This window comes from Leptospira bourretii, assembly GCF_004770145.1.
GTDB lineage: Bacteria > Spirochaetota > Leptospiria > Leptospirales > Leptospiraceae > Leptospira_A > Leptospira_A bourretii.
Genome location: NZ_RQFW01000010.1, coordinates 244,281 through 259,049 on the forward strand (window position 1 = coordinate 244,281; position 14,769 = coordinate 259,049).

Genomic DNA, 14,769 nt, shown 5'->3' on the forward strand with positions numbered 1-14,769 from the left:
TCTAGGTCGATTCTTGAACCTGGGTCTCAAGAATAGGAAAAAACAGTGAAAATTAGGCGCTTCTGGAAGTCAGGGTTCATCCTACTTTTAGCGGTTTTCATCAATCTGAATCTGGTCGACGACCGGTTTGTTTCTCCTCTCGAAGATCTGGATTTTCAATACCAATCTTACGAGTTGGAAGAAACGACTCGTGTTCTGACTTCCTCTAAAGAATCCAACCAAGTTTTGAAACTGGTTCCTTCTCGCAGAGAAGAGTCCCCCGTGAAAGTTTCAGTCATTCGTTGGTCGGCAATTTCGACAGAACCTGCTTTTTTTCATGAAATTCTTATCTTATTTCACTTTCTTTACCTCCCACCTCCTGTTTTGGCTTAATCGTTGCATGTAGATTAGTCATAAGTCCCCAAACCGATACAGGTTTTGGGGGTGTATTCAATTTGAATAAGGAATTATGTTAGAAAAAATCATTCAGTTTTCCATTCACAAACGAGCAACCGTACTCGTTTTGACAGTAGCGCTTACCGTTGTTGGTTTTTACAATGCGCTTCATCTTTCGATCGATGCCATTCCTGATGTGACAAACGTTCAGGTGTCGGCAGTGACTTCGGTTCCTGGTCTTTCTCCTTTAGAAGTAGAACAATTTATCACCTATCCCATTGAACTTGAGTTTAACGGGATGCCCAAGGTCACAGAGATTCGTTCCATTTCAAGAACGGGTGTCAGTTCTGTAACCGTTATCTTTGAAGATGGAACAGATATTTATTTTGCAAGGCAACTTGTGAATGAAAGGCTCAAACAAGCAGAGAACTTTATCCCCAAATCATATGGAAGACCGGAACTTTCTCCGATAGCCACAGGTCTTGGTGATATTTATGAATTTGCTCTAGTATCGGAAAGCCATTCTCCGGAAGAACTAAGAACGGTGATGGAATGGGAAGTGGCAAGACAACTTCGTTCTGTGAAAGGGATCATTGATGTGAACGTGGTAGGGGGAGATGCCAAACAGTTTCAAATCAAAATTGACCCCAAACGCCTGTTATCTCATAATTTAACACTTTCTCATATCACAGAAGCTCTGGAAGGTGCCAATGTCAACTTAGGTGGTGGGTACATCCAAAAAGGCGAAGAACAATTTGTGATTCGAGGCGAAAGCCAATTTAAGTCCATTGATGACATTGCAAGACTTTCTGTTCGAACTTCAAGAGATGGGATTCCTTTGACACTGGGTCAAATTGCAAGAGTAGAAACGGGACCAGCACTTCGTTTTGGACTAAGCACAATGAACGGCAAACGCGAAGTTGTGGGTGGGACTGCGATGATGTTACTCGGTAGTAACTCCCTCCAAGTGGTGAGTCGAGTCAAAGAAAAAATGAAAGAAATTGAATCTCGTCTTCCCCAAGGGATGAAGATCCAAGTGTATTATGACCGGTCGGAATTCATTGGTCGAACTCTTTCCACAGTATTTACCAATTTGGTGGAAGCAGCTATCATTGTACTTGTTTGTTTGATTCTAACCTTAGGAACGGTGAAGGGTGCCTTTGCCGTTGCACTTGCGATTCCAGTTTCTATGATGGTGGCCACAATTCTTATGAATGCCTTTGGGATTGTCGGAAACTTGATGTCTCTCGGTGCTCTCGACTTTGGTCTTTTAGTGGATGGTTCCATCGTGATGTTAGAATCCACACTTCATGGATTTTTACTGCGTAAGAGTTTCCTACTTTCGAAAACTTCAGCCCAAGACATGGAAGATGGAATGGAAGAAGTGATCATGGAGTCTTGTATCAAAGTAGTCAGGGCTTCCGCATTTAGTGTGGGAATTATTTTACTCGTTTATTTACCACTCATGACACTCGAAGGTGTGGAAGGTAGGATGTTCCGTCCGATGGCAATTACCGTAGCATTTGCGTTAGGTGCTGCCCTCCTTTATTCCATTACCACTTTCCCAGCCCTCATGTCCTATATTTATAAAAAACCAATTTTGCACGAGTCTGCATTTTGGGAAAAGTTTCAAACTAAATATGCGGAAGTTCTGACTTATGGGATGAAGTTCAAACGCCAATTCACTTATGCGGGGATTGGAGTTGTTTTGTTATCCTTTATGCTCGCATCCACTCTTGGTTCCGAATTTTTACCAAGGATTGATGAAGGAGAAATTGCGATCGATATCAAACGATTGCCTTCTACTGCCATCAATCACTCTCGTGATTTGAATTTGGAAATGGAAAAGGTGATTTTGAAATTTCCAGAAGCAGTGAGTGTGGTTTCGAGGCAAGGCCGGGGTGAGTCTGCGGCAGAACCCATTGGGTCGGAAGAAGGGGAGATGATGGTGAAATTGAAACCCCGAAAAGAATGGGTTTCAGCACATGACAGGGAAGAGCTGATGGAGCTCATGAAAAACTCTGTGAACAACAATGTTCCTTCTTCCTACATTAGTTTATCACAACCGATTGAAAACCGCGTGAACGCATTGTTATCCGGTTCCAAAGCAGATATTGTGATTAAAATTTATGGTGATGATTTAAAAACACTCAAATCCATTGCAGACAATTATGCATCCAAAATCAAAAAAATCCAGGGAGCTGCTGACTTACGAGTCCAAAAACTTTTAGGTTTACCACTTCTCGAAATTAAAATGAATCGTGGAAACATGGCCCGCTATGGAGTTCGTGCAGAAGAAATTCTCACTACCATTGAAACACTTCGGGTGGGTGCCAATGCAGGAAAAGTTTACGAAGGTTACAAACGATTTGATCTCATTGTTCGTTTGGATGCTGACGTAACAGACATTGGTGTCATTGAAAACGTTCCCGTAATGACTGAACTTGGTGGAACGGTTCCTCTTGGACAAGTCACAGATATTATGATGACAGAAGGTCCAGCCGCACTTTATCACGAAGGTCTAAAACGAAGGATCCTTGTGGAAGTGAACGTTCGTGGACGAGATATGATTGGATTTGTGAATGATGTCCAAGCGGCTACTGAGTCGATTGAATCAGGACTTCCTCAAGGGTATTATGTGGATTGGGGTGGCCAGTTTGAAAACTTCACTCGTGCGAAGAACAGGCTAGCCATCGTGATTCCCATTGCAGGTGCCATTATTTTTGCGATGTTATTTATCGCCTTTGGAAGTGTTTACTATGCATTGGGAGTTTTTATTTTAGTGCCGTTATCACTTTCCGGTGGAATCCTTTCCCTTGTGCTCCGCGGCCTTCCCTTTTCCATTCCGGCAGGTGTTGGATTCATTGCGGCTGCCGGTATATCGGTGTTAAACGGGGTTGTATACGCATCAGCACTCAAAGACCAATTGAAAGTCACCCGAGATCCTTCGAAAGCTGTGGTGGAAGCTGCTGTATACACTCTTCGTGCTGTAGCGACCACAGAGCTTGTAGCCATCATTGGATTTTTGCCAATGGCCATTGCTTCCAGTGCGGGAGCAGAAGTGCAAAGACCACTGGCAACGGTGGTAATGGGTGGGGTTCTTGTGGCGACCATCTTATCTCGTTTTCTTCTTCCCATTGCTTTCGAATTTTTAGTCAAACTAGCACAAAGACAAGAAATTCGCCAGATGGAAAGGGAACGTAAGATGAATGAATACTTTGTAGAAGAGATGAAAAAATACAAAGCATCTGAAATTCACGATTCCCATGGACATTCGCATCATTACGAACCGGATCATCACGAATCACAAACGGAAGATGATTCCAAAACAAATAAACAAAATCAGAAATCTAAAAAAAAGAGGACTTAAATGAAACCTAATTATTACGTAGCACACCCTTGGCATGGATTGGAACTTGGACCAAAAGCACCAGATGAGTTGGATGTATTTATCGAACTCACACCGCAAGACACAGTCAAATATGAAATTGATAAAGCTTCTGGTTTTATCCGTGTGGACAGACCTCAAAAGTATAGCAACCGTTCGCCGACTCTTTACGGATTCATTCCCAGAACGTATTCTGGTGAAGCATCTGGCAAACATTGTTCGGATGTGGTGGGAAGACCTGATATCATTGGAGACGGCGATCCTATCGACATTTGTGTTCTCAGTGTGAATCCCATTACTCACGGAAATATGATTCTTACAGTGATTCCTATTGGTGGACTTCGGATGATTGATAAGGGAGAGGCTGATGACAAAATTGTCGCTGTTTTAAAAGGGGACGAAGTGTTCGGTCAAATCAAAGACATTTCTGAGGTTCCCAAAGCTCTTATCAACAAACTTCACCATTACTTTTTAACTTACAAACTAGATCCAAATTCTCCTTCTACAGGAACTGTAGAAATTGCTGAAGTTTACGATCGAAATGAAGCCATCAAAGTGATTCAGTATGGAATCGAAGATTATATAAAGAAATTTGTAACTGTATGAAATCGATAACGAAGTTTTTGGTTGTATTCCTTTTGGGAATTCATTCATACACTGTTTTTCCAAAAGAAAAGGCGGTGTATGAACTTCATTCTAAAGATGAATTGTTTTTTTTAGGGGAAGATTCCCGTGCCCAAGATTCCAAAGAAAAATGGAACTTAGAGGAATTGGAAACCTTTGCTGTCACAAGCAATCCTCTTTATTTACGTGAAAAACAGAATATTGGAATGGCTCGTGGTGATATCATTACTGCTAGTTTGTATTATAATCCCATAATCAACATGCAGCAACAATTTATGGGAGCTTCTGCCAATGCCGCAACAGGAAAACCAGAAACTTCACTTATTTATAACCAACCATTTGATATGAGTGGGGTGATTCCTCAACGTGAAAAAGTCGCCAAACAAGAGTTTTTGGCAACGATTGCAAGTTTTCGCGACTTCGATCGTTTGTTCCGATTACGACTAAGGCAAAACTTTTGGACTTATCTGTATGTGACGGAACAAATCAACTACCAAAAAGAGTTTTTGGAAAACTACCAAGACCTTTTGGACTTAACCAAACTCAGAGCAGAAAAAGGTGATATTTCTTTTTTAGAATATGATCGTTTGGCATTGGAACGTGTTCAAATTGAACGAGAATACCGAAATGCGAGAATCCTTCGGGCCCAAGTGGTAAAAAACCTTAGGGTATTGATTGGGATTTCGGATTTAAATTCGCCATTGAGTATCAAAGGAAGATTAGAATTTATTTCCACACGTGAATTTGGGATTGATTTGAACGATTTTGACATTGAAGAAAGACCTGATTTGGTGGCTTTAAAAATTCGCCAACAAAGGGAACGAATGAATATCGAATTAAAAAAACGAGAGATCATTCCACCTTTAACCTTGGGTGTCGAATTTTTAAACAAAGGAAATGAAAATGTTACCGGAATTTATGCCGCTACTCCACTTCCTATATTTGATCGCAAACAAGGGGAAATCTTAAAGTCAGAAGAATCTTATAAAAAGTTAGGATTTGATGTGGATGCAAAACGGAACGAAATCCTTTCCGAAATTTCAGCAGCCATCAAAGAATTGCAGGCTCGGGAATCGCAACTATTGGATTACCAAAAAATGGGGCTCTTGGAAAAAAACAAAGAGGTACAAGAGAAGTCAAGGCTTGCTTACATTCGAGGTGCATCCAATTTAGTAACTTTTTTGGAAGCTGAGAAAAACTATCTCAGTGTCCTTCGTAGTTATTATGAAATCATTTATCTCTATTACAATGCTTTGGAAGGATACAAAGCTTCTATCGGAAAGATGGATAGCTCGGAGTTTTAAACTTATATGAAAACTGAATTCAATTTTAAAAATATTCGCTCTTTGAGTATACTTGTACTCGTTGGAAGTTTGGCTTACTTTGGATATACCAAGTTCTTTGGGTCTGGTAAAAAAACAGAGGCCTTAACCGAAGATAAGTCAAAATTCGTTATCTCTCAGGAAATTCAAAAGAACCATCCTTTTTCCGTTGTGTATCTAGAAGAGAAGGCATTGGAAGAAGAACTACAACTACCAGGAACTGTTTCCTATGATATGAACAGCGTGGCAAAGGTTGGATCTCGTGTCAGCGGACGAATTGTACAGGTGTTTGTGAAAGAAGGAGAACATGTAAAAAAAAGTACAGCTCTTGCCTCCATTCAATCTGTGGAACTGGGAACCACAGAAGCAAATTATCTAAAAGCAAGAGCAAGACTTGAAGCTTTAAAAGTACAAGCGGACAGGGCCAAAGACTTATACGAAAGAAAAGTAACGTCTGCAAAAGAATATGAAATGTCCTTAATGGATTACAAATCAGTGAAAGCTGAAATGGAAACATCTCGAAACGCACTTGAAAATCTTGGTCTCAACGAAGTCGAAATTGCGAATTTAGAAGCTGGGAAATATAATTCTAAAAATTTATACATTCGAACTCCCATTTCTGGAACAGTTACAGAAAGAGAAGCAATCATTGGCCAAGCGGTAAATGCTCGAGATAATCTTTTTACGGTTGCGGACTTAAGTGTTCTTTGGATCAACTTAGAGGTATATGAAAAAGATTTGGCATCCATTCGAATGGGAAATGAAGCAAAGGTAATCCCTATTGGTTCGAAGGATGACTCTTTAAAAGCTGTGGTTTCCCATGTGGGAGATGTGATTGATCCAATCAAAAAAACAGCAGAAATTCGTTTGGAAGTAAGAAACTCAAAAGGAAGATTACGCCCAGGACAAAGTGTAACTGCAACTGTTGTTGGTGCAATGGTAGAATCTTCGGTTAACAAGGCAAAAGTGATCCCTGCAGATTGTATTCATAAAATTGAAGGGGAAAATTTTATCTTTGTTCGTAACAGTGATGGATCCTTTTCCGCAAAAAAAATTGGGGTTGGCAAAACCTATGACAATTGGGTGGAAATCACAAATGGTGTCGAATCAGGTGAGGCCATTGTGGAAGAAGGAAGTTTTGTTTTAAAAAGTGAATATTTAAAATTATAACTCCTAGTTTTTTGTTGACATAACGCCCATTTCCTAGTTATCTGTTTAGTATGAAAGATCTCACGGAAAAACAGGAACAAGTCCTTCAATTCATTTCGGACACAGTTCGCGAGAAGGGTTTCCCTCCCACCATTCGTGAAATGGGCGACCAATTTGGAATCACTGCCAAAGGCGCCTATGACCATCTCAAGGCCATTGAAAAAAAAGGTTATATTCGGACTTCCAAAAACCAAAGTCGTGCCATTGAACTTTTGAAAGGAAATGCGGACGAAGCTCTCCTCGTCAGAGCTTCCGGGATTCCTCTCCTCGGGCAAGTCGCTGCAGGTTCTCCCATCCTGGCAGAAGAAAACATTGAGGAATACATTGCTGTTCCCGATGGAATGGCTGAAAAACCAGGCACCTTTGCCCTTCGGGTCAAAGGAGATTCTATGGTAGAAGCTGGGATTAGCGATGGGGACATCGCCATCATCCAGAAAAAAGATACAGCTAGGAACGGCGAAATCGTTGTGGCCATGATTGAAAACGAGGCCACCCTCAAGGTCTTTTATAAAGAAACAGATATGATTCGCCTAGAACCAAGAAATGCAAAATTAAAACCAATCCGTACCAAAAAGGCTACGATAATTGGAAAACTAATCGGTCTTTATCGTATTTACTGATTGACCAAAGCTTGGTTGGGCATGAGTTTAGAAGGGATGTCGAAACATCTCTTCTTTCTGCCCAGTCTTCTGATTTTATCCCTTATCCTTTCTTGCGCTCCCAAAAAACAAGATATCTCTGCTTATGACCTAAAACGTGTTTTAGAGAGGTTTGCCCAAAACCGAATCCAAACAGGACTTATGGCAGATACCAAACGACCTACACCAACGGATATGGCTCTCTTTGAAGAAGCTTGCGATGTGTATCGGTTGTCCATCCCTGAAGCAAAAGAAATGTTAAAAAAAGAAAACAAAGACCTATACGAGTCAATTTATGGAAATGAATAAAATCAAAGTTTCGGAACGCCTGATTTGGGCTGTCGTTACCTTCTGTTTGGTGGCGGTTGTTTTTTTTGTTAGCACTGAAAAAGTAAAAGCTATATCCACTGATGGAGAAAAATACTTACAGATTTTACATGAAGTCGTTTCCTATATCGAAAACGATTATGTAGACCCACAAGAAGAGAAAAAAATCTATACAGGTGCCATTCTTGGGGCCTTACAGAGTTTAGGCGACCCACATACACGATTTTTGGACACAGATGAATTTGGTGAATTACAAAATGAAACCAAAGGTAGTTTCGGTGGGATCGGAGTTGAGATCAGTTTCCAAGAAAACGCATTTATCATCGTAGCACCCATCGAAGGCACACCGGCTTGGAAGGCCGGACTCCAACCCCAAGACAAAATCATAGAAATCAACGGTAAAAGTACGAAGTCTGTTTCTTTATCGGAATCAATTGCTATGATGCGTGGGGAAGTTGGTTCTTCTATTTCCATGAAGATTGAAAGAAAAGGAATCAAGGATCCATTTGTTGTCAATTTGGTTCGAGAACTCATTCAAATTCGATATGTCAGGTCACATTACCTTCCAGAAACAGAAACTGGTTATATCAAATTGGTTCAGTTTATGGGAAAAGAAACTACAACTAAAGAATTTGCTTCGGCTGTGACTGCCATGAAAGAAGCAGGTGCCAAAAAACTAGTGATTGATCTTCGTATGAATCCAGGTGGTCTTTTGGATTTAGCCATTGACCTTGCGGATATCTTTTTACCTCCAGATGCGGACATTGTGTCCGTAAAGGGACGAGGTGGAGTTCTAGTAAAAAGTTATAAAGCTGATAAAAAAGAAAAAAAGTTTTTGGAGATTCCCATTGCTATTTTGGTAAATGGGGGTTCGGCTAGTGCTTCAGAGATTTTAGCTGGTGCATTAAAAGATAACAAACGTGCTGTGGTAGTTGGAACCCAAAGTTTTGGTAAAGGAAGTGTGCAGTCTATTTTTCCACTTTCAGGAGGAACTGGGGTTGCCATCACCATTCAAAAATACTACACACCTTCTGGAATTTCCATTCATGGAAAAGGGATCACTCCTGATTATGTTGTGAATCCTATAGCAGCGAGTGAAGATGAAAAGTATGCTTTGGAAAAATTGTATAAGAAAAATTTAATTCGTCCATTTTTAGAAACACATACAGAATATAACGACGCTGCACTGAACGATTTTTCTGCGATTTTAAAAAAGGAAAATCTAATCATTTCTGATTCTGTGATTCGTATTTTTCTTTTTAACGAAATGCGAGCTGGTTCTTCCCATTCCAAACCGCGATTGGATTTGGATACACAACTTGCGGAAGCCATTCGTGTTTTGAAATAATGGCCTACGGGTTAGGGATCGAATCCAGTTGTGATGAAACTTCCATTGCCATAGTTCGGGATGGAAAGGAATTACTTTCCTTAAAAATTTATAGCCAAATTGATTCCCATTCCCCTTACCGGGGAGTGGTTCCTGAAATTGCTTCCAGAGCTCATTTAGAAAAAATCAATTCTCTTCTTGCGGTCTCCATGGAAGAAGCAGGTGTATCTTATTCGGATTTAGAATATGTGGCTGTTACCAGCTATCCTGGGTTAGTTGGGTCGCTAATGATAGGAGCACAACTGGCACGTTGTATTTCTCTAGTTTATGGAATTCCCATTGTGGCAGTAAACCACTTGGAAGCACATTTGGCTGTGATTGGCTTAGAAAGGGAGCTCCCTCCCTTTCCTTGGCTTGGAGTTCTTCTTTCGGGAGGAAATTCTTCGATTTACCTCTACAAAGGATTTGGTGATCTGCAAATCCTTGTCGATACCCAGGATGATTCGCTTGGTGAAGCTTTTGATAAGGTGAGTGCTGTTTTGAATCTACCTTATCCTGGTGGACCTTATCTGGAAGCTAGGGCCAACGCCTACCAACCCACAAAAGGGGAACCAAACCCCTTTCCAAAACTTTTAAAGGAAGATGGAGAAGATCGGATTCGTTTTTCCTATAGTGGCCTAAAAACAGCGGTTTTATATTTTTTGAAGGCAAATCGAACCGACCCTCCTATTGAAAAAATTTCTTATTACTTTCAAAAGACAGCCTTTGAGCTTGTCACTCGGAACATTCGAAAGGCCATCCAAAAAACGGGAATTCGGACAGTTGTGGCAGCGGGTGGGGTTCTCGCCAACGGAACCCTTCGGGAAAATTTGGAGAAAGAAAAGGAAAGGTCTCGGTTTGACCTATTTTATCCTGGCAAAAAAATTTACTGCACAGATAACGGAGCGATGGTGGCATGTCTTGGATACCACCTTTGGAAACAAAAATCTTTTGTAGGGCTCGACTTCAAGGTAAGCCCAAAACGAAACTTTGAACAAATATTATGAAACTAAAATTAACTTGGATTCCGAATACACTTACGCTGGGTAATTTAACTTTAGGATTTGTCTCTATGCTTCTTGTGGCAGAGACCAATCCATCTCAGGCAAATTCTCATGAACTTTATTCACTTGCTGGAGTGTTTATCATCTTAGCTGCGTTATTCGATGGTTTTGACGGAATGGCTGCTCGTGCTTTGAATTGTACAAGTGAATTAGGAGCTGACCTAGATAGCCTTGCCGACTTAACAACTTTTGGAATTGCACCAGGATTTTTATCGTACAAAATGTTCTTTTACGATATCAAATTGGATATCTTTGATAAACCTGATTATTTTCCATTAGGAATGTTCATCGCTGCTCTTTATCCCATTTGTGCTGCATACAGGTTAGCACGTTTTAATGTGGCACATGATCCCAAATCATTTAATGGACTTCCGTCTCCAGTGGCTGGGGTTGTGATTGGAATTTTTCCTTTGGTGTTCTCTGTGTCTCAAGTTCCTGTGTGGATCGCAGTGGTATTTTTTGTATTCACTGCACTTCTTATGGTTTCCACATTAAGATACAGCAAACCACAAGTGGCTATCCGAGGACTTTTCTCTTGGAAAAAATTAGGGATTAGTCTTCTTGGTTTAGGACTTCTGCTACTTGCCATTGGATTTTATCGTTGGCCTTATGTGATGTATGGTGCGGTTGGATTTTATGTATTTTCTGGAATTGTATCTTTTCTCATCCAAACCATCCAGGACTATCGGGTGTAGGTTTACTCTGATTCTTTGAGTTGGAAAATATCCAGAAGGTTGGCTACGGTAAAGATTGTTTTAACTTCCTCGGAAAGATGGATGATACGAACTTGTTTTTTCTTTTCCTTAGTCCAAGTGTAAGTATGGAGAAGGATTCCGATCCCGGAGGAATCTAGATAACTTAAGTTTTTAAAATCTAAAACGAGTTCCTTGACATCTTCTGTATCAATCAAGGTTTTGATGTCCGCTTTCAGTTTGGGTGTGTCTCGAAGGGACAAGGACCCTTTCAAAAGGACTATGGCTTTGTCATTCTCTCGGTTGATTTCATACTGAAACATAACTTCAGTTAAGACAACATCTGAAAGAACCAAATACAATCAAAAAACGTTTGATTTTTCAAAAAAGGACTCTAGAAAAAGAGCAATGAAAATCAAGTTTTGGGGTGTCCGCGGATCCATAGGTTCACCCATTCGGCCTGAAAGTGTTAAACACAAAATCGAAAAAATTCTTTCTTTGGCAAGTCCCACGGACATTCAAAACGAACAAAGTATCCATAGTTTCCTGAATTCTTTAAGTTTTTCTTCATCATCAACTTACGGTGGTAATACGACCTGCGTTGAAATTCGAGATAAAGAAGGCAACTTAATCATCATCGATGGGGGAACGGGGTTACGTGAACTTGGCAATCAAATAATGGCCTCCGAATTTGGAAAGGGTACAGGCCATGCTTACTGGATCTTAACTCATACACATTGGGATCATATCCAAGGAATTCCTTTTTTTGTTCCTCTATTTTTACCAGGCAATCATTTTGAATTTATTTCTTGTATGAACGATGCTGAAAAAAGATTAGAACACCAATTTGTATTCACTCATTTTCCAGTTTCGTTTGATCATTACGCTGCCAACAAAACTTTTCAGTATATTGAAGAAGGGGAAACAATCTCTCTCGGGCCCCATATCCAAGCTTTTAGCAAAGCTGTAAGACATCCAGGTGGAAGTTTTTCTTACCGGTTTATGGAAGAGGGAAAGGCAATCATCTTTGCTTCCGATGCAGAATTCAATTTGGAAGAAATGGAAAATATCGATACCTATATTGATTATTTCAGGGATGCAGACGTACTTGTTTTTGATACACAATATACTTTTGAAGAATCACTTCAGAAAATCGACTGGGGTCATAGTTCGGCATCCATTGCTACTGACATTGCCCTTCGTGCGAAGGTTAAAAAACTTGTGATGTTCCATCATGATCCTTCTTATGATGATGAGAAATTGGATTTAGTATACTTACGAGCTCTCAAATACAAAGAGATGTTTGATCCCCATGGAAAATTAGAAATCATTATGGCTTATGAAGGTTTGGAAATAGAGGTTTAAGATGGCAAAAAAAAATTATATCATTGGAATTGATGCAGGTACTACCGGAATCAGAACGTTTTGTTTTAACGATAAAGGAAAAGTCATTTCTTCTGCTTACCAAGAATTCAAACAATACTATCCAAAACCAGGTTGGGTAGAACATGATCCAGAAGAGATCTGGGCCAAAACGCAAAAACTGATTGGGCAAGCCATTAAAAATGGAAACTTAAATCCAAAGGATGCTGTTGCCATTGGAATCACCAACCAAAGAGAAACATCAGTGGTTTGGGATAAAAAGACCGGCAAACCAGTGTATAACGCTATCGTCTGGCAATGTCGAAGAACTTCAGATATTTGTAAGGACTTAAAAAAACAAAGTCTCGAATCCAATTTTCGAAACAAAACAGGTCTTGTTTTGGATGCATATTTTTCTGGAACCAAAATCCAATGGATTCTTGATAACGTAAAAGGTGCTCGTGCCAGAGCAGAGAAGGGCGATTTGTTATTTGGAACCATCGACACTTGGCTTTTATATAAACTCACAGGTCACAAAGAACATAAAACCGATCATACCAATGCCTCAAGAACTCTGCTTTTTAATATCCAAACCAAAGAGTGGGATGAGGAACTTTGTGAAATTTTGCGAGTCCCAATGTCTATGCTTCCGAAAGCATTCAACTCTCGAAATTTATTTGGATTCACAACTAGTGTAAAATCTCTTCCCGATGGAATTCCAATTTCTTCCCTAGTGGGAGACCAACAAGGGGCTCTCTTTGGCCAATTGTGTACAGAACCTGGAGAAGCAAAAAACACTTATGGAACCGGATGTTTTTTACTCTTCAATGTAGGGGATGAATTTAGAATTTCAAACCAAGGACTCATCACCACATTGGCACTCGGTCCTGAAGGAAAAACTGTCTATTGTTTGGAAGGATCTGTATTTATCGGAGGAGCAGTGGTGCAGTTCCTTCGTGACAACTTAGAATTTTTCAAATACTCCAAAGATTCTGAAAAATTGGTGAAGGCCATCAAAACAAAAGATGATTTGGTTTTTGTCCCTGCTTTTGCTGGACTGGGTGCTCCGCATTGGGACCAAGAAGCTCGTGGTGCTATCTTTGGTCTCTCTCGTGACACAACGCCTGCACAGATCACAAGAGCAGCCCTCAAAGCCATCGCCTTACAGTCGTATGAGCTTGCCAATGCAATGGAAAAAGAAACGGGAAAACCTTTGAAGTTTTTACGTGTGGATGGGGGAGCGACTTCGAATGCTTGGCTTATGCAATTCCAAGCAGACATTCTCGGAACCAAAGTCATTCGTCCGCAGAATGTCGACACAACGGTGCTTGGTGCCGCTTACCTTGCTGGTCTCGAACGTGGATTTTTTAAATCGGTCGCCAGCCTTCGCAAAGAAGAAACCAAAACCACTCAGTTTCTGCCTAAGATGAAAGAGCCTGAAAGAAAAGAAGAAATTGATAAATGGAATTGGGCCATCACTCGGGTGAAAACGGGGAACTAAAGTGGGAATCGTACCTTAAGTAAAAGATGCGGTAATTGATTTATATTTTAATTTATAAAGAACATATTTGCAAAATAAAAAAATCGTTACCGCTTTTTATCTTTGTTTCCTATTTTATATAAATTCAGAAAATAAAAAGAATCATTCAAAATTTGATTTCGCAAATGAAAAACCAATTCATCCTTATTTACAAAACATTCAATGAAATAAATCAAACTTGTTCTACTGATTGAACAAACACCAACCAAATCGGAAAACTGAGTTGGCAAACCAATAAAAGCTCTGGCGAAAGGATCCATGAATAACTTGCAAGAATTTGGAATCCAAATGTAAAAATTCCAAAGGCAAAAATCAATCCACTTCCTTTTCGTTTCCGAAAAGAAATGCTGTATAAAAGAATGGCTAGTGCCAAAACGAGTGAGATCATATGCATGGTTCCTACTTGCAAACTAAGAAGAAACACAATCGTCTCTTCTCCAAGAGGATAAACATTCACGGGATAAACCAATCGGCCAATGAGTAAATCGACAAGGACAAACATTGGCAGAACCAGAAGGAAAATCAAACCAGAAGCAAAAAGAGCAGCGGGTGGTTCTTCTTTTCTCCAAGGATTTGCTAATTGATAAATTGAAGGAATGAACGCAAGAACTGCAAAGATTAAAATCTCATCGGCGATTTGTAGGTAAATTTTCCAATCCAAAATCCATTTGGATAATTGACTTACTTCGTTTGGTGGTGAAGGAATTAGATAAAACACAACGTAGTAACTGGCAAATAACAAACTACTTAGAAGAAATGGGAGACGTTTTCTGTTTCGAATTGGTTTGATCACCTGGTCCATGTCTTAGTGTAGATCTAAAGAAAGATTTGAGTCCAGAGAAAAAGGAATTGGTTCAAATTA

The 14,769-nt window shown here is 40.0% G+C and carries 14 protein-coding genes; 12 read left to right on the forward strand and 2 right to left on the reverse strand.

Annotated elements, in window-relative coordinates:
- Positions 1-45: 45 nt before the first annotated feature.
- From EHQ47_RS06095 to EHQ47_RS06140, 10 genes are all read left to right on the forward strand, one after another.
- On the forward strand, positions 46-372 hold the full coding sequence (locus EHQ47_RS06095) for a hypothetical protein (protein ID WP_135692948.1): 327 nt from the start codon (positions 46-48) through the stop codon (positions 370-372).
- 76 nt (positions 373-448) lie between these two features.
- The gene (locus EHQ47_RS06100; RefSeq protein WP_135747265.1) at positions 449-3,745 is read left to right on the forward strand and encodes an efflux RND transporter permease subunit; all 3,297 of its coding nucleotides are present in this window, start codon (positions 449-451) and stop codon (positions 3,743-3,745) included.
- Positions 3,746-4,369 (forward strand): inorganic pyrophosphatase, encoded by a 624-nt coding sequence (locus EHQ47_RS06105; RefSeq protein WP_135692950.1) that lies wholly within the window; start codon positions 3,746-3,748, stop codon positions 4,367-4,369. It abuts the gene before it with no gap.
- On the forward strand, positions 4,366-5,691 hold the full coding sequence (locus EHQ47_RS06110) for a TolC family protein (RefSeq protein WP_135747266.1): 1,326 nt from the start codon (positions 4,366-4,368) through the stop codon (positions 5,689-5,691). The genes EHQ47_RS06105 and EHQ47_RS06110 overlap by 4 nt, the downstream gene beginning before the upstream one ends.
- 6 nt (positions 5,692-5,697) lie before the next feature.
- Positions 5,698-6,879, forward strand: a complete 1,182-nt coding sequence (locus EHQ47_RS06115) for an efflux RND transporter periplasmic adaptor subunit (protein WP_135747267.1) — start codon at positions 5,698-5,700, stop codon at positions 6,877-6,879.
- Positions 6,880-6,929: 50 nt separating this feature from the next.
- Positions 6,930-7,538 carry a transcriptional repressor LexA gene (gene lexA / locus EHQ47_RS06120; protein ID WP_135776781.1) on the forward strand — a complete coding sequence of 203 codons (609 nt, stop codon included), beginning with the start codon at positions 6,930-6,932 and terminating at the stop codon, positions 7,536-7,538.
- Between the two features lie 36 nt (positions 7,539-7,574).
- Positions 7,575-7,865: an LA_1448 family UV-C exposure upregulated protein gene (locus tag EHQ47_RS06125; RefSeq protein WP_208721724.1), complete on the forward strand. Its 291-nt coding sequence runs from the start codon at positions 7,575-7,577 to the stop codon at positions 7,863-7,865.
- Between the two features lies 1 nt (position 7,866).
- The gene (locus tag EHQ47_RS06130; RefSeq protein ID WP_208727403.1) at positions 7,867-9,231 is read left to right on the forward strand and encodes a S41 family peptidase; all 1,365 of its coding nucleotides are present in this window, start codon (positions 7,867-7,869) and stop codon (positions 9,229-9,231) included.
- Positions 9,231-10,256 (forward strand): tRNA (adenosine(37)-N6)-threonylcarbamoyltransferase complex transferase subunit TsaD, encoded by a 1,026-nt coding sequence (tsaD, locus tag EHQ47_RS06135; RefSeq protein WP_135747270.1) that lies wholly within the window; start codon positions 9,231-9,233, stop codon positions 10,254-10,256. The genes EHQ47_RS06130 and tsaD overlap by 1 nt, the downstream gene beginning before the upstream one ends.
- Positions 10,253-11,008 carry a CDP-alcohol phosphatidyltransferase family protein gene (locus EHQ47_RS06140; protein ID WP_135747271.1) on the forward strand — a complete coding sequence of 252 codons (756 nt, stop codon included), beginning with the start codon at positions 10,253-10,255 and terminating at the stop codon, positions 11,006-11,008. Before tsaD ends, EHQ47_RS06140 begins: the two co-directional genes overlap by 4 nt.
- A 2-nt stretch (positions 11,009-11,010) precedes the next feature.
- Here the strand turns inward: EHQ47_RS06140 and EHQ47_RS06145 are convergent, their stop codons facing one another.
- Complete coding sequence (locus EHQ47_RS06145; RefSeq protein ID WP_135747272.1) at positions 11,011-11,328, reverse strand: STAS domain-containing protein; 318 nt, start codon at positions 11,326-11,328, stop codon at positions 11,011-11,013.
- A gap of 85 nt (positions 11,329-11,413) precedes the next feature.
- Between EHQ47_RS06145 and EHQ47_RS06150 the strand changes: the two genes are divergently transcribed.
- Both EHQ47_RS06150 and glpK read left to right on the forward strand, forming a co-directional pair.
- Complete coding sequence (locus tag EHQ47_RS06150) at positions 11,414-12,370, forward strand: MBL fold metallo-hydrolase (RefSeq protein ID WP_135747273.1); 957 nt, start codon at positions 11,414-11,416, stop codon at positions 12,368-12,370.
- A 1-nt stretch (position 12,371) separates the two neighbouring features.
- Positions 12,372-13,868 (forward strand): glycerol kinase GlpK, encoded by a 1,497-nt coding sequence (gene glpK / locus EHQ47_RS06155; RefSeq protein ID WP_135776782.1) that lies wholly within the window; start codon positions 12,372-12,374, stop codon positions 13,866-13,868.
- 211 nt (positions 13,869-14,079) lie between these two features.
- Here the strand turns inward: glpK and EHQ47_RS06160 are convergent, their stop codons facing one another.
- Positions 14,080-14,709 (reverse strand): hypothetical protein, encoded by a 630-nt coding sequence (locus tag EHQ47_RS06160; RefSeq protein WP_244290238.1) that lies wholly within the window; start codon positions 14,707-14,709, stop codon positions 14,080-14,082.
- Between the last annotated feature and the right edge of the window lie 60 nt (positions 14,710-14,769).

Coding starts and splice junctions, on each gene's coding strand:
- EHQ47_RS06100 (WP_135747265.1), top strand. CDS start 449: ATGTTAGAAAAAATCATTCAGTTTTCCATTCACAAACGAGCAACCGTA.
- EHQ47_RS06105 (WP_135692950.1), top strand. CDS start 3,746: ATGAAACCTAATTATTACGTAGCACACCCTTGGCATGGATTGGAACTT.
- EHQ47_RS06110 (WP_135747266.1), top strand. CDS start 4,366: ATGAAATCGATAACGAAGTTTTTGGTTGTATTCCTTTTGGGAATTCAT.
- EHQ47_RS06115 (WP_135747267.1), top strand. CDS start 5,698: ATGAAAACTGAATTCAATTTTAAAAATATTCGCTCTTTGAGTATACTT.
- lexA (WP_135776781.1), top strand. CDS start 6,930: ATGAAAGATCTCACGGAAAAACAGGAACAAGTCCTTCAATTCATTTCG.
- EHQ47_RS06125 (WP_208721724.1), top strand. CDS start 7,575: ATGTCGAAACATCTCTTCTTTCTGCCCAGTCTTCTGATTTTATCCCTT.
- tsaD (WP_135747270.1), top strand. CDS start 9,231: ATGGCCTACGGGTTAGGGATCGAATCCAGTTGTGATGAAACTTCCATT.
- EHQ47_RS06140 (WP_135747271.1), top strand. CDS start 10,253: ATGAAACTAAAATTAACTTGGATTCCGAATACACTTACGCTGGGTAAT.
- EHQ47_RS06145 (WP_135747272.1), bottom strand. CDS start 11,328: ATGTTTCAGTATGAAATCAACCGAGAGAATGACAAAGCCATAGTCCTT.
- EHQ47_RS06150 (WP_135747273.1), top strand. CDS start 11,414: ATGAAAATCAAGTTTTGGGGTGTCCGCGGATCCATAGGTTCACCCATT.
- glpK (WP_135776782.1), top strand. CDS start 12,372: ATGGCAAAAAAAAATTATATCATTGGAATTGATGCAGGTACTACCGGA.
- EHQ47_RS06160 (WP_244290238.1), bottom strand. CDS start 14,709: ATGGACCAGGTGATCAAACCAATTCGAAACAGAAAACGTCTCCCATTT.